The sequence below is a fragment of the Thioalkalivibrio sp. ALR17-21 genome (assembly GCF_000420185.1).
In the GTDB taxonomy this organism is placed as follows: Bacteria; Pseudomonadota; Gammaproteobacteria; order Ectothiorhodospirales; family Ectothiorhodospiraceae; genus Thioalkalivibrio; species Thioalkalivibrio halophilus.
Window position 1 is genome coordinate 144,945 of sequence record NZ_ATUL01000002.1, and the last position, 18,202, is coordinate 163,146.

The following is an 18,202-nucleotide window of genomic DNA, read 5'->3' on the forward strand; positions in this document are numbered from 1 at the left end:
CTTGCGACGTGGACAGGTTTACAGTCTGGCCGGAACACCCGCGCCTTGAAAAGTCCGGGGCTGCGGCGCGGGTCTCATCAACGGCGTCGACAGACCAGGAAGACCTCTTCCACGCCGTCGGTGGCGACCATGCCGGAATGGAGTTTCAGCGGTTTCTGCAGGCGCAGGCCCAGGGGCATGAGGAAGCGGTTGTAGACCTTCATGGCCACGGGCCGGTGGCGCTCGAGGAACCACATGCCCAGGTCGTTCAGCCGCGAGGAGCGGGGTTTCATGCCGAAGATCGCGCTTTGTTCCACCTCCAGACCGTGGCGGTCGAGCAGGTCCATGAGGCGGTCGGGTTCATAGCGCCGGTAGTGACCGACGATGTCGTCGAACGGCGTCCAGTATTCGGGGTGGAGCGGGGTGGAGAGCAGGACCTGTGCGCCGGGTTCGGCCACCCGGCTGATCTCCGCCAGCGCCGCCTCGTCGTCCTCCACGTGCTCGATGATGTCCAGGGCGCTCACCAGACCGAAGCTGTCGTCGGCGTGCGGCAGGTTGGAGACCGGCGCGGTATGGGTGATGCCGCCCTCGGCGGCGAGGGTATCCAGCGCCGGCGGGCTGATGTCGACGAAGTGGGTGTTCTCGATGGGCAGGCGCGGGCGCATGCCGGGGCCGACCTCGAGTCGCCGGTCGTGGCTCCGGGCCAGGCCGGAAACCAGGCTCCAGGTGTTGAAGCGTTCGGGGCGGACCAGGCGGCTGTCCGCCCATAGCTGGTCGTAGAAGCGCTGGTTGACGTCGCTGACCTCCGATGCCGGAGGGGCGGCTGGATCGTGCGTCATGGGGAGGGCCGGTGTTGAGCGTGGGGCCCAGTGTAGTCGCCCGGGCCGGGGGACGCAGGTGGCGTTTCCGGGCGCCGCTGGCAAAAAGGGGAATGCGTCACGTTCTCAGTCCTGCGGCGGGTCCGGCCCGGCAAGCACGGCGACCGCTTCCGCGGGCAGCCGGAGTCCGGTGTGATCCAGTCGGATGTCCGGCTCGGAACGCAGGTACAGGGACAGGTGCGAGGTCTCCGGCGGCAGGGTGAGGGTTTGCGGCCGGGCGGCGAGATTGCAGGCCACCACCAGATCGGGACGCAGCAGCAGGAGCCAGCGGCGGGATTCGTCGAATTCCACGCGCATGCGGTCGAGACGGTCGTCGGCGAGGGCGGCTCGGGAACGGCGCAGCCGGATCAGGGCGCGGTGCCACTCGAGGATGTCTGCATGGGGTGCCTGCAGGGGTTCGTCCCAGTCGAGCCGCGAGCGCTCGAAGGTCTCGGCGGCCTGCGGGTCCGGGATGCGCGCGGGATCGTGGCCGAACCCGGCGAATTCCTCACGGCGCCCCTGACACACCGCCGCGGCCAGATCCGCGTCGCGGTGATCGGTGAAATACAGGAACGGGGTGGACGCGGCCCACTCCTCGCCCTGGAACAGCAGGGGGATGAACGGCGAGGTCAGCACCAGCGCGGCACCGACCTTCAGCAGACCGTGCGACAGCAGATGGCTGCTGCGCTCCCCGGTGGCCCGGTTGCCGATCTGGTCGTGGTTCTGCAGGCAGCCGACGAACCGTCGCCCCGGCACGTCACTGGCCGGCCGCCCGTGCGCCCCCCGGCGGTAGCGCGAGTAGCAGCCGTCCAGGGCGAAGCCGCGGGTAAGCACGCGGGCAAGGTGTTCAAGTCGGCCGAAATCCGCGAAATAGCCCTGCGATTCGCCGGTCAGCAGGGCGTGCAGGGCATGGTGAAAGTCCTCGTTCCACTGCGCATCCAGGCTGTAGCCGCCGACCTCGACCGGCCGGATCAGGCGCGGATCGTTCGCATCGCTTTCGGCGATCAGCGCCAGCGGTCGGCCGGTCTGCGTCTCCAGGTGCCGAACCTCGTCGGCCAGGGCCTCCAGCAGGTGGGTGGCGGAGGTGTCGACGATGGCATGGACCGCGTCCAGGCGCAGGCCGTCGAAGTGATAGTCGCGCAGCCACATGCGGGCGTTGTCGAGGACAAAGCGCCGCACCTCGTCGCTGTCGGGGCCATCGAGGTTGACGGCATCGCCCCAGGGCGTGCTGTAGGTGTCGGTGAAATAGGGACCGAACTGACCGAGATAATTGCCGTCCGGACCCAGGTGGTTGTAAACGACATCCAGGAGCACGGCGAGGCCGCGCCGGTGGCAGGCGTCCACCAGGCGCTTCAGGCCGTCCGGGCCGCCCAGCGCGTGATGCGGGGCGAACAGGCTGGTCCCGTCGTAGCCCCAGCCGCGGTCGCCGGGAAACTCGGCCACCGGCATCAGCTCGATGTGGGTGATGCCCAGCCGGACGAGGTGGTCCAGACGGTCGATCACCGCATCGAAGGTGCCGGCCGGCGTGAAGGTCCCCACGTGGATCTCCATGATGACTGCGGAGACCAGCGGCGGGGCGCGCCATCCGGCATCGCTCCAGTGGAACCGGGAATGCTCCAGCCAGCGCGACGGCCCGTGGACGCCCTGTGGCTGCCAGGGTGAACGCGGGTCGGGGAAGGGGCCGCGATCGTCGATGTGGAAAGCATAGTCCACGCCGTGTGCCACGGCGGGCGCGTCCACCGCCCACCAGCCACCCTCGCGGCGCGCCATCGGGAAGCGTTCGCCGGCGCATTCCAGCGTGACGTCGGCAGCGTGCGGGGCCCAGACCGCCACCCGGGTCACTGCACACCTCCCGTGCGTTCGAGCAGGGCCACCGGGAACGTCGCCAGCAGTTGCGCGAGCGGGATGTCACCGCCGTCGAAGTCCTCCCCGCTCAGGACATTGCGCCACCGCCCCGGCGGCAGAGGAAGCACGGTGTCCTGCCAGCCGTCGGCCAGCCCGAGCACCAGCCGGGGCACCAGGGTCAGCACCTGGTCGCCGCGCAAAAAGGCTACGGCGTGGTCGGCGCGGGGCCCGCGGGCGGCCACCGGCTGATAGCTGCCGTCGGCCCCGAACGCCCCGGGCCGGCGCCGACGCAGGGCCAGCGCCTCGCGCAGCAGCCACAGCTTCGGGAGGCCTTCATCGGCGCGATCCATAATCCGGGCGGGTGACAGCACGTCCAGTCGGGCCAGCTGCTCACGGCGCAGCCCGAAGTCCACCGGCCGCCGGTTGTCGGGATCCACCAGACTGAGATCCCACAGCTCCGTCCCCTGGTAGGTGTCCGGCACCCCGGGTACCGTGCACTTGATCAGGGTCTGCGCCAGGCTGTTGACCCGCCCGGGCGCCACCAGCGGCCGGACGAAGGCCTCGAGCGCCTCGACGAATGCCCGGTCGTCCAGCAGCCCGCGGGCGAAATCCATTACGGCCCGTTCGTAGTCCGGATCCTGGCGGGTCCAGCGCGTGTGGCGTTTCGCTTCGCGGACGGCCTTCTCCAGGTAGGCGCAGAGGCGTTCGGGATCGATCGGCCAGGCACCCACCAGGGTCTGGTAGATCAGATACTCCGTCGCGGCATCGGGGCCGGTGCTCGAGCGGTGGGGGGTGTTGCGTTCGCTCCATGCCGCCACGGCGCGGCCCCAGGCCTGCGGGATCTCCGACAACAGCAGCAGGCGGGCGCGCACGTCTTCGCTGCGCTTGGTGTCGTGGGTGGATGTGGCGAGCATGGCGTCCGGGTGCTGTTCCAGGGCGTCGCGACAGGCGCGATGGAAATCGGCGGGGGATACCCCGAACCGGTCCGGCGCGCCGCCCACCTCGTTGAGCGCCACCAGCCGATGAAACCGGTAAAAGGCGGTGTCCTCCACGCCCTTGGCCATCGCCGGGCCGGTGAGCTGCTGAAAGCGCAGGGCCAGCTCGGACTCCTGCTCCCCTTCCACCTCCAGCGAGAGCAGGGCGCGCAGGAAGTCCAGGAGCTCGGCATCCAGCTCCGGGGCTTCGGCATGCGCCTGTTCGATGGCGCTGCGGATGTAGCGGGCATCGGCCTCGGTCACGTCGGCGCCCCGGGCCAGATAGGTGCGGTAGACGGGAAAGCGGGCGGCGACCTCCAGCAGCACGTGATGCAGCTGCTCGCGGGTGTAGTCGCGGTGGCGGCGATGGCGTTCGCAGATCAGCACGAACAGCGAGGTCAGCCGGTGGAGTTCACTGCCCAGAAGCTCCCGCAGGACCTGGCGCTTGCTCGCGACCACCACGGTGTCGCAATCCGCGGGTTCCCCGGTGAAGCTCTCGTACAGCGAGGTCATCGGGGGCTCCCCGGCGGGATCCACGAACAGGCCCTGGACCCGGTTCAGAAAGTCGTAGCCCGTGGTCCCCGCGATCGGCCACTGTGGTGGCAGGCGCTCGCCGGGTTCCAGGATCTTCTCGGCCACGATCCAGGCCTCCGGGCAGGCCTCGCGCAGGCGCCGGAAGTATTCCCCGGGGTCGCGCATCCCGTCGGGGTGGTCCACCCGCAGTCCGTCCACGCTGCCTTCGGCCGTCCAGCGCAGGGGCAGCTCATGGATCGCGTCAAAGACCTCGCGCCGCTCCACGCGCAGCCCGGCCAGATCGTTGATGTCGAAGAAGCGGCGGTAGCCCAGATCCTCTGCGGCGGTGCGCCACCAGGCAAGCCGGTAGTTCTGTTCACCGATCAGGGCGTCCAGCGCATCGGGGCTGGCGTTGATGGCATCGACCTCGGCCTGGACGGCGGCCCGGGTCCCGGCGTTGTCGCGGCAGGTCTCGTCCAGTAGCCGGTGGATCACATCCTGGTCGCGTCGGCGCCGTTCGGCCGGCTCGCCGCCGGTCACCCGCGGGCGTGGCAGGCGTGCGCAGGACTCGGCCAGAAAGCCGAGCAGCTCCGGGCCGCTGCGCCGGTAGACCCGCTGGAGCAGGTCATGCAGGGAGGAGGGGTCGACGGGGAAGCGGTGTTCGTAATAGTGCAGCGTGAACCGGCCTTCGGCGAACCGCAGCTGCAGTTCGCCCGCCTCGAGGATACGGCCGTAATGGTCGCCCAGGACCGGCAGCAGTACCTTGTCGGGCCAGCGCTCTTCCGCGGCTGCCCAGTCAACGTCGAACCAGGGGGCGTGGCGGCTGGAGGGCCCGTTTTCGAGGACATCCCACCACCAGGGGTTCTGGTCGCCGGCGATCGCCATGTGATTGGGAACGATGTCCAGCACCTGCCCCATGCCGGCGCGGGCGAGGGCGACGTTCAGCCGTTTGCGCGCGGCTTCGCCGCCCAGTTCGGGATTCACGCGGCCCGGGTCGACGACATCATAGCCATGGGTGCTGCCGGAGACGGCCTGCAGGAACGGCGACAGGTAGACATGGCTGATGCCCAGGTCGGCCAGGTACGGCACGACCGCGGCCGCGTCATCCAGGGTGAACCCCGGATGCAGCTGGAGACGGTAGGTTGCGACGGGTCGAGCGCTCACCCCTCTCTCATAGCACGAAACCGTCAAAACCGGAACGCCCGGCCGGGTCGGATGCGGATCAGGTCCGGCCCAGGTTGATGCCGGTGGAGATCAGCCCGACGTGACTGAACGCCTGCGGGAAGTTGCCGAGAAAGGCCCCGCTGCCCGGGTCGATCTGTTCCGGCAGCAGGCCCAGCGGGCTGGCTCGGGCGCACAGCGATTCGAAGAGCTCCATCGCGGCGTCCCGTTCGCCCTGGCCCAGAAGGTTGTCGGCCAGCCAGAAGCTGCACAGCAGGAAGGCACCCTCGTGGCCGGCCAGTCCGTCGGGGGATTCATCGGGAAGATAGCGGAACAGCAGTCCGTCGCCGGCGCCCAGCCGACGCACCACCGCGCGAGTGGTAGCGACCATGCGTGGATGGTCGGCGGGAATGACCCGCCGCAGGGGCAGGGCCAGCAGGCTGGCGTCGATCCCGCCGCCGCCGAGGTGTTCGGTCAGGGTCTGCTGGTGCGGGTCCCAGGCCTGCTCGAGGATGGCCGTGCGGATCCGCTCGCACTCCATTTCCCAGCGTCGGGCATCGGTCTCCATGCCCATGGATCGGGCCATGCGCGCCCCCCGGTCCAGTGCCACCGCGCACAGCGCCGCGGAATAGGTGAACGGGCGCCCCGGTGTACGCACCTCCCAGATCCCGTGGTCGGGTGTCTGCCATTCTCTCGCCGCCGCTTCCACGAGGCGCCGCAGCCGGTCCCATAGCGCGGGTTCGAGTGCGCCGCCGCGACGCACCCATTGCCAGGCGCAGTCCATGATCTCGCCGAACACGTCATGCTGGCGTTGCTCGGCGGCGGCATTGCCCCACCGCACCGGCGCAGACCCGCGGTACCCCTCGAGTCCGGGGTCGTGCCATTCCGGTGGGGGGGCGTGGCCGTCCACGTCATACAGCACGCGTGGCCGCCCGGCCCGGTCCACCGCATCGAGTACCCAGCCAAGAAAACCCTCGGCCTCGTGCCCCATGCCGATCTGGGCAAGCGCATAGACCGAGAACGCCGCGTCGCGGATCCAGGCATAGCGGTAATCCCAGTTGCGCGGTCCCCCGATCGCCTCCGGCAGCGAGGAGGTGGGTGCGGCGATCATCGCGCCGGTCGCGGTGTAATCCATCATCTTCAGGGTGATCGCGGAGCGGCGGACCAGTGCCGTCTGCGGACCCTGGTAGCGGAACGAGCGCATCCAGTCGCGCCAGACCGCGATGGTGTCCGCGAGGAGTTCTTCCGGCGGGCGGGGATGGAAGCGGTGCCCCGCGGATTCCCAGCTGAGGATGAGGTGGTGGCGTTCGCCCGCGGACAGCTCGTGGGTGGTGTCCAGCCCGGCCAGCGGAAGCGAGGAGGCCAGGTGCGGCTCGAGATCCGGGCGGCGCTGCAGGCGCAGTTGCAGGCCCGCGGCATGCGGCCGGCACTCGGCGTCACCGCGCGGTTCCAGCCGGACCCGCAGGCGCACGCGCCCCTCCACTACCTCGACTATCCGCAGGAGTTCGCCGCGCCCGGCGGGGGCATCTTCCGACAGGTCGGCGCCGGCGCGGAAAGTCAGCGCGTCGGTCACGCGGACGCGCCCCTCCGGCCCCGAAAGGTCCGTTACGAGCACCCCGGTGTCCGGCTCGTAGCGCTGCGTGGCACCGGTCAGGTTTTCCGGAGCTACCGTGAAGGAGCCGCCGTTGCGATGGTCCAGCAGGCCGCAGAACAGGGCGTCGGAATCGAACCGCGGAATGCAGAGCCAGGAGATGGAGCCGTCGCGCCCCACCAGGGCCGCGGTGGTGCCGTCGCCGATCAGCCCGTGGTCCTCGATCGGGAGGTAGCCATCGCGCGGGTACGGGGGCAGCTCGGTGGCGTTCAACGGAACCCCCTGAAGTCTTGTCGTTAGCCAGAAGATTGGGGTTTCGTGACGAATCCTGTCAATGCGTATGATGGAAGTCGCACTGCCCACCACGTTGCGCGGGCGCCGTCCCGCCGGAGGCCAGCGGATGAGCGTTCAGACCGTCGACGAACTCCTCGCCTCGCGTTCCCCCGAGTCGGGACGCGAGGCGGTGGTGGCCATGACCCGCGATGGCCACGAGGCCACCGAGCGGGCGGCGCTGCTCGAAAGGGCGGCGAGACTGGCGGCCGGGCTGCGCGAGGCGGGCCTGGAACGCGGGGACCGCGTGGTGCTGCTGGCCCCCAACAGCCCGGACTGGATCGCCTCGGCGCTGGGCGTGATGAACGCCGGCGGCAGTGTGGTGCCCCTGGATACGCAGATGCCGTCCGAAGACCTGCACCACGTTCTTGCGGACTCGGCTCCGCGCTTCGTTTTTACCACCTCGGCTCTGGAAGAACGACTGGCGGATGCCCATGGCGAGTGGCAGGTCCGCCTGTTCGACGCCGCAGAGGATGCCCCGAACGCCTGGGCGACCCTGCTGCAGGCCGAGCCCGCCGACTCGATCGCTCAGGCCGGGGATGTGGCCGCGGTGTTCTACACCTCCGGCACCACCGGTCCGCCCAAGGGCGTGCCGCTGACCCACCGCAATCTGGCCAGCAACGTGGAGGCCCTGTGCGCCGAAGAGGTCGCGGACCATAAGGATCGAGTGCTGGTGCCGCTGCCGTTCCACCACGTGTATCCGTTCACGGTCGGCATCCTGGTGCCGCTGACCCTGGGCGCCTCCATCATCGTGCCGTTTTCCCTGGTCGGGCCGCAGATCGTGCGCGGCCTGCGTGATGGCGAGGCGACCGTGATGCTGGGCGTGCCCCGGCTCTACGAGGCCGTGTGGAAGGCGCTGCAGGATCGTGTCGCCGGACGCGGGCGGGTACCGGCGCTGCTGTTCCGCGCGATGCTGGGGCTGTCAAAACTGGCGCGCCAGCGCTTCGGCCTGCGTCTGGGCCGTCGCCTGTTCGGGAGCCTGCATCAGCGCCTGGCGCCGCGCCTGCGCATGGTGGTGGCCGGGGGCGCGGCGCTCGACCCCGCGCTGGGCCGCAACCTGCAGGCACTGGGCTGGGAGGTGGCGACCGGCTACGGCCTCAGCGAGACCTCGCCCATCCTCACCTACAACCCGCCGGAGCGGGTGCGTCTGGACGCCGCGGGGGTGGCGCTGCCGGGGGTCGAACTGGCCATCGACGACGGCGGATCCGGCGACGGCCGGGGCGAGGTGATGGCCCGCGGGCCGAACGTATTCGCCGGCTATCTCAATCTCCCGGACAAGACCGCGAAGGTCCTGGACGCGGACGGCTGGTTCCGTACCGGAGATACCGGCGAGATCGATGCGGATGGATTCCTTTATCTGCACGGTCGTGAATCCGCCATGATCGTGCTCTCCGGTGGCGAGAACATCGATCCGGAACGCGTGGAGGGCGCGCTGCAGTCGGCCGAAGGCGTCCGTGAGGCGGGCGTGCTGGAGCATGACGACCGGCTGGCGGTCGTGGCGGTGCCGGATGCGGGCCTGATGCGTGAGGCCGCCGGCGAAGAGCTCGAACGGCGGACCCGCGAGGCCGTCAACGAAGCGGCGAAGTCGCTGCCCACCCATCACCGCCCGGGCGTGGTACGCCTCGCGCTCGATCCCCTGCCGCGCACGCGTCTGGGCAAGCTGCGCCGGCACAAGCTGGAAGAACTGTTCGAGGAGCTGGGGCACGAAGACGCTGTGTCGCGGGCCCGTCCGGAGCCGGTCTCGCCGGAATCCATGGCCCCGGAGGACCAGCAGCTGCTGTCCGACCCGGGTGCGGAGCGCACCTGGAACTACCTCGCCGAGCGTTTCCACGACCGGCGCCTGACCCCGGACACCGGTCTGGCCGACGAGCTGGGCATCGATTCGCTCAGCTGGGTCGATCTGACCCTGGCGCTGCAGGATCGCGCCGGGATCGATCTGGACGACTCGGCGATCGAACGGGTCGAGACGGTGCGCGATCTGCTGCAGGAAGCGGCGGCCGCAGGTGCGGCCCGCGAGGGGCAGGCCGATCTGAAGGAACAGCTCGCGGATCCGGAGTCGCTGCTGGAGGCCGACCAGCAGACCGCGCTGGAACCGCCCGGTGCGCTGCGCCGCGCCGCGGGGATGGTGTTGCTGGCCGGCGCGCGCGTGCTCTCCCGGCTGCTGATGCGCGTGGAGGTGCACGGTCAGTTCCCCGCCAGCGCCCCGTACGTGATCGCTCCGCGCCATCTGAGCTTCGTCGATGCGCTCGCGCTGCTGCCAGCCCTGGACCGGCAGCGCCTCGAGTCGCTGTACTGGGCCGGTTTCCAGGGTTACCTGTTCACCGGCCCGCTGTCGCGGGCCTTCAGCCGCACGGCGCGGATCCTGCCGGTGGACCCGGGGGCCGCGCCGCGTCGCAGCCTGGCCCTCGCGGCGGCCACTGTGCAGCGCGGTCACGGACTGATCTGGTTCCCCGAGGGCCAGCGCTCGCCGGACGGAAGCCTGCAGCCCCTGCGTCCCGGCATCGGGCTGGTGCTGGCCGCGCAGCCCGTCCCCGTCGTACCCGTGTGGATCGAGGGCACGCGCGAGGTGATGGCCCCGGGGCAGCGGCTCCCGCGACCGGGCGGGAAGGTGCGCATCGTGATCGGGGCCCCGGTGGATCCGACGACCGCCGGAGGAGATGAACGGGCGATCGTCCGCGACCTCCAGGCGGCACTGGAGGAACTGGGGCAGAAATGCCCCGGTTGACGCATGCCGAATGCCGGAAGTGCTCGGCAAGGGGCCTCCGGGGGCACTGGAACGATCCCGGGGGGGCGTGTGAGGATCCGGATCGCCCCATGGAGCGGCGCGGCCGTGCTCGAGAAGATTCTGGCATGCGTTTCGCTTGGAGAGGCTGCCCCGGCTCCGTTCATGCGGAGCGGGAAAACCTTTCGAGCAGGAGCACGCCATGATCAACAGTATCGGACCCAATCCGGCCACCATGGCCCAGACGGCGGGCATGAACGGACCGAATGGCGCCGGGAACCAGGGCCCCGCGGCCGCGGCCGGGCAGAACCCGGCGGGTCAGGCGACCGGGCAGGCCGCCGGCATGGCCGCGGCGCAGCAGGCCCAGCCGGCCCAGGCGGGCGCGCAGGGCGGCATGCAGGCAGCGCAGCCGGCTCAGGCCGCGGCCAGCCCGGCCATGGGACAGGCCCAGCCCGGACAGAACGCCACCCAGGCGGCCGCTACCCAGAGCCCGGCGGCTCCGACCGGTTCCAGCGTCAACATCCAGGCCTGATCGACCCGCAGGCCTGTCCGTTCCCGGAGTGGCCGGCGATTTGCTAGCCCCTCCGGCATGGACTCTACAGGGACTGATCGAATCCGGGGCCGAGCTCGCCGGAGACACAGTGCGTCCGGGTGCCGCGGGCGTAGCAATGTGCCACATGAGTCGCGCGGATCCGTCGCGTTTCGACACATCACCCCGAACTTCGAGTTCGGGGCCGAAGTGGAAGGCGCGAGCCGGGTGGCCGCATGACCGCCGTCTCGGCATCGCGCCTGGAGGGCCTGGATCTGGCGCGTGCGCTGGCCGTGGCCGGCATGCTGTCGGCGCATGTGGGGCCGGTGGGCCTGGAGACGCTCGGCGGGCAGCTGTACGCGTTGCCTCAGGGTCGGGCGTCGGTGCTGTTCATGCTGCTGGCCGGGGTGGGTGTATCTTTCCTGGCCGCCTCCCGGCGTCCGCGACGCGGCGGGGCCGAGGCCCAGTTGCTGTGGCGGGCCGCGCTGCTGTTCCTGATCGGGCTGGGGCTGCAGGCCCTGGAGCCCGACGCCATCTACGTGATCCTGCCGGCCTACGCGGCACTGTTCGTGCTGGCGATCGCCATGCTGCGCATGCCGTCACCCGGACTGCTGGCCATCGCTGCATTGATGCTGGCCCTCGGTCCGGCGATCTTTCTGCACGGGCAGCTGACCAGCCCCGACGTGTTCGACCGTTCGCCCGTGATGCCGGGGCTTGCTGCGGGCGAGATGCTGCACCGTCTGGTGCTGTCCGGCCCGTATCCGCTGGTGACCTGGATCGTGCCGTTTGCGGTCGGGATGTGGCTGGGCCGGCTCGACCTGCGCAGTACCGCCGTGCGCCGGCGTCTGGTCGTGGTCGGGGCGGTAGGGACGGCCGGGGTGCTGCTGGCCAGCGCCGGGCTGCAGCGGGCGCTGGGGGTGGATGCCGACGACTGGGGCTGGAACCGGTTGCTGGTCACGCAGCCCCACAGTCAGATGCTGTTGTGGCTGGCCGGCTCCGTGCTGACCGCCGGCGCGGTGCTGGGGCTGTGCCTGCTCCTCGCCGATCGGGCGCGCCGCTGGCTGTGGCCCCTGATCGCGTCCGGGCAGCTGGCGCTGACCTTCTACGTGACCCACCTGCTGGTGCTCTGGCTGCTGCGGGAAACCCTCGAGAGTTCGGGCCTGGACGACCACCTGATGGACTCCCCCGCGATCGCGACCGTGGTGACCCTGCTGGCGATGGCGGCCTTCGCCGCTTTCGCGGTCCTGTGGCGTTCACGGTTCCAGCGCGGTCCGCTGGAGAGCCTGCTGTTTCTGCCGTGGATCGCGCGGCGGCAGGGCCGGGACCGGCCCCGCTGAGCGGGCTTTGAGCCGTGTCGCCCCCTCCTTTTGGAGGGGGCGTTCTTTTGTGCGTTGCGCCATCCTCTCAAGGGAAACATCGGGCCAATCAATGGCACTGAGGGGAGCGGAGAATGTACGGAAAACTCTGGCGCCGGGCCGTGGCCGGCGGTTTGCTGGCCGGTGCATTCGGCGTGGCGTCGCCGGTGGTGGCCGATGAGCATGTGAGCATCATGGTGTTCGATGCCTCGGGGTCCATGTGGGCGCGGATGGAAGACGACAAGTCGCGCATCGAGGTGGCGCGCGAGGTGGTCGACGAGTTCGCGGCCAGTCGCGACGCCGGCATTCCCTTCGGTGTGGTGGCCTACGGGCATACCCGCCGTGGCGACTGTGACGATATCGAGGCCGTCCTGCCGCTGGACACCCACGAGGGTGACGAGATCGCGCGCACGATCCACGATCTCAACCCGCAGGGCATGACGCCGCTGACCGACTCAATGGCCAGGGCCCGGGAGATGATCCCGCGCACGGCCGAGTCCGCGGACATCATCCTGGTGACCGATGGCCTGGAAAACTGCGGTGGCGACCCCTGTGCGCTGGCCGCCGAGATGGCGGAGGAGGGCATCGACCTGCGCGCCCATGTGGTCGGCTTTGCGCTCGAGGAGGAAGAGGTTCAGACCCTTTCCTGTGTGCCGGAGCAGACCGGTGGCCAGCTGTTCACCACGCAATCCGGCGAGGAACTCAGTGCCGCACTGGACGAGATCGCGGCAGCGGAACCCGAGGCAATGCGCGTGCAGCTGCGCGCGCTCGACGAACGCAATCCCGAAGAGCACGTGCGCCGGGTGGACTGGGAGGTCGCCGACGAGGCGGGCGAGTCGATCTTCTCCGGGGAGTCGCGGGGCATCATCGACCTGGAGCTGATGCCCGGTCACTACACGGTCGAGGCCGAAGCGGAGGTCTTCGCCGGCGAGACCGAGTTCGGGGTCACCCCGCAGACCGACGAGCCGGTCGACATCATGATGGCGAAGACGCAGGCCACGCTGGAGCTGAGCGCCGAGGACGCCGAAACCGGGGAAGCCCTGGGCGGGGTCGACTGGGTCGCGCTGAACGTGGAGACCGAGGAAGCGGTCGAGGCCCGCAGCGAGGATGCCGATCCGCTGGAACTCCACCTGGAGCCCGGGGAATACCGCATCTCCGCCGAACGCGGCGCGACGAGCGGTGATGCGCGGGAGACGGCGACCCTCGCGGAAGACCGGGAAGTGGTCGTGACGCTCGAACAGGAACTGCCGGACGCCGAGCTCCATGCCCCGGACACCGCCGGCGTTGGTTCCATGGTCGACGTCGGCTGGGACGGGCCCGGCGAGGATCGTGACTTCATCGTCGTGGTGGAGCCCGGCGCGCCCGGGGATGATGCGGGCCATTCACGTCGCGCCAGGGACCGCGTGCAGGGCGAGGAGCTGGTAACCCTGCAGATGCCGGACGCCCTCGGGCCCCACGAACTGCGTTACGTACATCGGGAAACGGGATCGGTCCTGGCCACCCGGACCATCGAGCTGGAGCCGGTGGAGGCTTCCGTCTCCGCACCGGAGGAGGTCCCGGCCGGTGCGCAGTTCGAGGTCGGGTGGGAAGGCCCCGTCAACCGGAACGACTACATCGCGATCGTGGAAGCCGGGGCCCCGGACGACGACACCGGGCATGGCCGGCGGGCCACTGCGCGGGTTTCGGAGGACGGCGAGCCGGTGACCCTCCAGGCCCCGGATGCGCTGGGTTCATACGAGGTGCGCTACGTCCTCCGTGACAGTCGCCGGGTGCTGGCCTCGCAGGAGGTGACGCTGACCCCGGTGGAGGCATCCGTCTCCGCACCGGAGGAGGTCCCGGCCGGGGCCTATTTCGAAGTCGAGTGGGAAGGCCCGGTCAACCGCAACGACTACATTGCGATTGTCGAAGCGGGCGCGCCGGACGATGAAACCGGGCATTCCCGCCGCGCCACGAGCCGGGTTTCGGAGGACGGCGAGCCGGTGAAGATCCAGGCGCCGGATGCGCTCGGCACCCACGAGGTGCGCTACGTCCTCCGTCTCAGTCGCCGTGCACTGGCCTCGCAGGAGGTGACACTGACCCCGGTCGAGGCGTCTCTGGAAGCGCCGGACACCGTGCTTCCGGGTGCCGACTTCGAAGTGCGGTGGGAGGGCCCGGAGAATCGCAACGACTTCGTGGCCATCGTGGAGCCGGATGCGCCCGAGGGTGACAGCGGGGACAGCCGCAGCGCCAGCAGTCGTGTCTCCGGCGACACCGAGACCCTGACCGCGCCGGACGAGGAGGGCGAGTACGAGATCCGCTACGTGATCCGCGATTCCGGCCGCACCCTGGAGGCCATTCCGATTACCGTCGGCGGTACCGATGTGACCCTTTCGGCCGAAGATTCCGTGGCCGCCCGGAGCACGGTGGAGGTGAGCTTCACCGGGCCGGGGCGCTTCGAGGATCTGATCGAGATCGTCGAAGCCGGCGCGGACCCGGACGACAGCGCGGTGCAGGATGCACGGGCCTCGCAGGGCAGTCCGGTGCAGCTGTTCGCACCTTCCAGTGCGGGCAGCTACGAGATCCGCTACCGCGCTTCCGACAGCGGCGAGGTGCTCGAGAGCATCCCGCTGGAGGTGGAATAGGAGCCGGGGGCTCAGGCCGTCTCCAGGGGCAGGCGCCCCTGGTCGGCCAGGCGCAGGCAGGCATCCACGGCCTGCGGGTCGTACAGCGTGCCGCGCTGCTTGCGCAATTCTTCCAGCGCTGCGTCGATGCCGAGCCCCGGGCGATAGGGGCGGTGCGAGTGGATCGCCTCGACCACGTCGGCCACCGCGAGGATGCGCGCCTCCGGGAGGATGGCCTCGCCCGTGAGGCCATCCGGATAGCCGGAGCCGTCGAGACGCTCGTGATGCTGGCGCACGATGGTGGCCACCGGCCAGGGGAAATCGATGCCCTTGAGAATCTCGTAACCGGACGCGGGGTGCCCCTTGATCAGCTCGAATTCCGTCGCGGAAAGACGTCCGGGCTTGGCGAGGATCTCCACCGGGACCGAGATCTTGCCGATGTCGTGCACCGCGCTGGCCACGTGCAGGCCCTTGCGCCGTTCCGGGTCCAGGTCCAGTTCCACCGCGATCGCGTCGGCGAGCTGCGTGGTGCGCTGCTGGTGCCCGGCGGTATACGGGTCGCGGACTTCGATGGTGGCGGCCATCGCCTCGATGGTGCGTTCCAGCGAGTGTTCCAGCGCCGCGCGCGACTGCTGGGTGCGCAGGCCGTACACGAGATCGCCGGCGAGTTCGCTCAGCAGGGCGACGTCGTCCGGCTCCGCGAAGGCATCCCGCGAGCGGGCCGCGACCTGCAGATCGCCCAGCGGCCCCCGGTCGTCGCTCAGCGGCAGCACCAGGACCAGAAGGGGGAGATCGACGGTCCTGCGCACCAGGCAAGGACCGTCCGGTTTCGTCCGGTCGGGGCCCGGTGTCACCGGTTCCGTGTCCATGCCCGCGAGCTGTTGCCGACCGTCCCGCAGCCGGACCCGAGCGGCGGCGTAGCCACCGGTGGTGGTGATGGCGGCGGTCATGCCGCGCAGGAGCTCGTCCGGACTTTGCGCGTGTACCAGCGCACGGTTGCCGGCGGAGACGGTATGCAGTGCACGGGTGCGCTCGTGGACCAGGGCCTCGAGCGCTTGGTGGGACTGGTGCATGGCCAGATGGCTCTTCACCCGCACCAGCACCTCCTCGGCGACGAAGGGCTTGGTGATGTAGTCCACCGCGCCGGCGGCGAAGCCCCGCAGCTTGTCTTCGGGTTCGCGCAGGGCGCTGAGGAAGATCACCGGGATCTCGGCGGTTTCGGGGTCGGCCTTGAGGCGCCGGCAGACCTCGAAGCCGTCGAGGTCCGGCATGCGGATGTCCAGCAGGATCAGTGCGGGCCGGCGTTCGGCGACCGATTCCAGCGCCATGCGGCCGCCCGGCGCCACGCGCACGCCCAGGCCGGCCTGCTGGAGCACGTCGACCATCAGGCGCAGGTTGCTGGGGTTGTCGTCCACCACGAGGATCCCGTCGCCGGCATCGGAGGACATGGCCGGGTGCGGGTGGCCGGAATCGTTCTGCGGGTTCACGTCCGGTTTTCTCCAAGCGCCTTGAGGAGGTCTTCGTAGCGGAACGCCTCCGCGGCCTTGTGGATCACCCGGGCGCGCTCGGGGTCCTCTTCGTGCAGCGTTGCGACCCACTCGTTCATGCCCTGAAGGTCGCCGGAACGTACGGCGCGTGCCAGTGCCTCGCGGCGTTCCGGAGAAAGGGGCCGCAGCTGTGCGGCCAGGGTTTCCGGCGCGGGCGCGTCGTCCGCCGGGGTCGGGGTGTCCGTTTCGGCATCGGCGTAGCGGAATTCCACGCCCAGGTGGCGCTCCAGCGTGCCGAAGATGTCGTTATCGCTGTAGGGCTTGCTGATCAGATCGGCACAGCCTGCCTCGCGGACCTCACGGGTCTGGGCGAGGGAGGCCGAGGCGGTCAGTGCGACCACCACCGTGTCCTGGCCGCCGGGGGCCTCGCGGATGGCGCGCGTGGCCTGGTAGCCATCCATGCGCGGCATGCGCATGTCCATCCACACGAAGTGCGGCTGCCATTCGCGGTAGACCTCCACGGCCTCTTCACCATCCGCCGCCAGACGGACATCGAATCCGGCCTCTTCCAGCTGCCGCTGCAGCAGGATGCGATTGGATTCGGAGTCGTCGGCCACCAGGATGCGCCAGGCTGGCTGACCCGGCGCCAGGCCCAGTACCCGACGCGCGGCGGGGGCCGGTGTATCGGCGGTGTCGTCGGCCGCTTCCAGCGGCAGGTCCACGCTGAAACGCGACCCCTGACCCGGCGCACTCGAGACATCCACCGAACCGCCCAGCAGTTCCGCGAACTGGCGGGTGATCGACAGCCCCAGGCCGGTCCCCTCGGTGGTGCCGGCCGCGCCACCCTGAACGAAGGGTTCGAATATGGATTCCTGCTGTTCCGGCGGGATTCCGGGGCCGGTGTCCTCCACGACCAGCTGCAGGCGCGGTTCGCCCGCCGGATCTTCCCGCGTCTCGGCGCGGAGCTCGACGCCCCCGGTTTCGGTGTACTTGATGGCATTGCCCACCAGATTGATCAGGATCTGGCGCAGCTTGCGCGCATCGCTGCGGATGAAGCGGGGCAGCTCGGGATCGGTGTCCAGGGTCAGCGTCAGGTTCTTCTCCCGGGCTCGTGCGCCCAGCGTTGCAACCACATCCTCCAGGGTCTGCGGCAGGTCCAGCGTGACCGGCTCCATGGTCAGGCGGCCGGACTCGATCCGGGCCATGTCCAGCACGTCGTTGATCAGCGACAGGAGGTGATCGCCGTTGCGTTCGACCAGGCCGAGGTGGTCGCGCTGTTCGCCCGTGAGGTTGCTGCCCCGTGCCGCCAGGCGCGAGAACCCGAGGATCGCGTTCAGCGGGGTGCGCAGCTCGTGGCTCATGCTGGCGAGGAAGACGCTCTTGGCGCGATTGGCGTCTTCCGCCTGTCGCCGGGCCTCGTCCAGTTCGGCGGTGCGTTGTTCGACGCGGCGCTCCAGTCCGGTGTTCAGCTCGCGGATCTGCTGTGCGGCGGCATGCTGGGCACGGACGTCGCGACTCAGGCGCCGGGCGCCCGCACTCAGTCCGGCCAGGCCCAGCAGCCAGACGCCGGACAGCGCTGCCAGCGTGACCGTGGCGGTCTCCGCCTCGCGTTCGCGGTAGTCGTCCAGGGGCACGGCCACGGACACGCCGCCGCGGATGTCGCCCACCTCGTATCCCTGATGGGCATGGCATTCCAGGCAGCCGCGCTCCACGCGCATGGGCGCCATGTAGCGCAGATGGGGCTCCTCGTCGATGTCCGCCACTTCCAGGCGTTCTTCCGCGCCTTCCCGGAAGGCCTGCAACGCCTCCTCCTCCCACGGATCGGGCGCATTCTCCGGGCGCAATGGCTGCAGGCTGGTGATATTCCCGCGTACTCCGAACAGGTCGCCGAACTGCTCGTTGAGATGGCGCAGCATGTAGGCGGGGTTCATCAGGGTCAACTCCTGACCCGAGGGCGTAGTGATGTCCCGCTCCGGCAGGTGTGCCAGGTACGGGTTGGGCTGGACCAGATCGCTCACCGGCACGTAGACCCCGCTGTGCAGGGTGCCCCAGAAACGGAAGGCCTGATCCTTGTTGAAGTTCGCCTGCGCCTCCTGATAGGCGAGATCCAGGGTCATCGTCCGGAAGTGGTCCAGCAGCCACAGGCTCAGCCCGGCAAAGAACAGGGTCCACACAAGCGCCCCCAGCGCCACGTACATCCGCAGGTGTCGCAGTTGCGCCCGGAAGGCGGTGTCGGCATGCGCGTCGGACATGGGACTG

General features: G+C 69.9%; 10 protein-coding genes. 4 read left to right on the forward strand and 6 right to left on the reverse strand.

Features of this window, described 5'->3' with window-relative positions:
• Positions 1-77 precede the first annotated feature (77 nt).
• From G020_RS0101770 to G020_RS0101785, 4 genes are all read right to left on the reverse strand, one after another.
• Positions 78-818, reverse strand: coding sequence for a bifunctional 2-polyprenyl-6-hydroxyphenol methylase/3-demethylubiquinol 3-O-methyltransferase UbiG (locus G020_RS0101770; protein WP_024328412.1), 741 nt, complete (start codon positions 816-818; stop codon positions 78-80).
• 105 nt (positions 819-923) lie between these two features.
• Positions 924-2,678 carry a malto-oligosyltrehalose trehalohydrolase gene (treZ, locus tag G020_RS0101775; RefSeq protein WP_024328413.1) on the reverse strand — a complete coding sequence of 585 codons (1,755 nt, stop codon included), beginning with the start codon at positions 2,676-2,678 and terminating at the stop codon, positions 924-926.
• Positions 2,675-5,332: a malto-oligosyltrehalose synthase gene (gene treY / locus G020_RS0101780; RefSeq protein WP_024328414.1), complete on the reverse strand. Its 2,658-nt coding sequence runs from the start codon at positions 5,330-5,332 to the stop codon at positions 2,675-2,677. Before treY ends, treZ begins: the two co-directional genes overlap by 4 nt.
• A gap of 58 nt (positions 5,333-5,390) precedes the next feature.
• Positions 5,391-7,193 (reverse strand): glycoside hydrolase family 15 protein, encoded by a 1,803-nt coding sequence (locus G020_RS0101785; RefSeq protein ID WP_024328415.1) that lies wholly within the window; start codon positions 7,191-7,193, stop codon positions 5,391-5,393.
• A 127-nt stretch (positions 7,194-7,320) separates the two neighbouring features.
• Between G020_RS0101785 and G020_RS0101790 the strand changes: the two genes are divergently transcribed.
• From G020_RS0101790 to G020_RS0101805, 4 genes are all read left to right on the forward strand, one after another.
• A complete protein-coding gene (locus G020_RS0101790) occupies positions 7,321-9,975 on the forward strand; it encodes an AMP-binding protein (RefSeq protein ID WP_024328416.1) in 2,655 nt (884 codons plus the stop codon).
• A 199-nt stretch (positions 9,976-10,174) separates the two neighbouring features.
• Positions 10,175-10,504, forward strand: coding sequence for a hypothetical protein (locus G020_RS0101795; protein ID WP_024328417.1), 330 nt, complete (start codon positions 10,175-10,177; stop codon positions 10,502-10,504).
• 233 nt (positions 10,505-10,737) lie between these two features.
• Positions 10,738-11,838, forward strand: a complete 1,101-nt coding sequence (locus tag G020_RS0101800) for an acyltransferase family protein (protein WP_024328418.1) — start codon at positions 10,738-10,740, stop codon at positions 11,836-11,838.
• 113 nt (positions 11,839-11,951) lie between these two features.
• Positions 11,952-14,477 carry a VWA domain-containing protein gene (locus G020_RS0101805; RefSeq protein ID WP_024328419.1) on the forward strand — a complete coding sequence of 842 codons (2,526 nt, stop codon included), beginning with the start codon at positions 11,952-11,954 and terminating at the stop codon, positions 14,475-14,477.
• 11 nt (positions 14,478-14,488) lie between these two features.
• On the opposite strand, the gene G020_RS0101810 is transcribed toward G020_RS0101805, so the two are convergent.
• On the reverse strand, positions 14,489-15,943 hold the full coding sequence (locus tag G020_RS0101810) for an HD domain-containing phosphohydrolase (RefSeq protein ID WP_024328420.1): 1,455 nt from the start codon (positions 15,941-15,943) through the stop codon (positions 14,489-14,491).
• Positions 15,940-18,195 (reverse strand): ATP-binding protein, encoded by a 2,256-nt coding sequence (locus G020_RS0101815; protein ID WP_024328421.1) that lies wholly within the window; start codon positions 18,193-18,195, stop codon positions 15,940-15,942. Before G020_RS0101815 ends, G020_RS0101810 begins: the two co-directional genes overlap by 4 nt.
• Positions 18,196-18,202 lie beyond the last annotated feature (7 nt).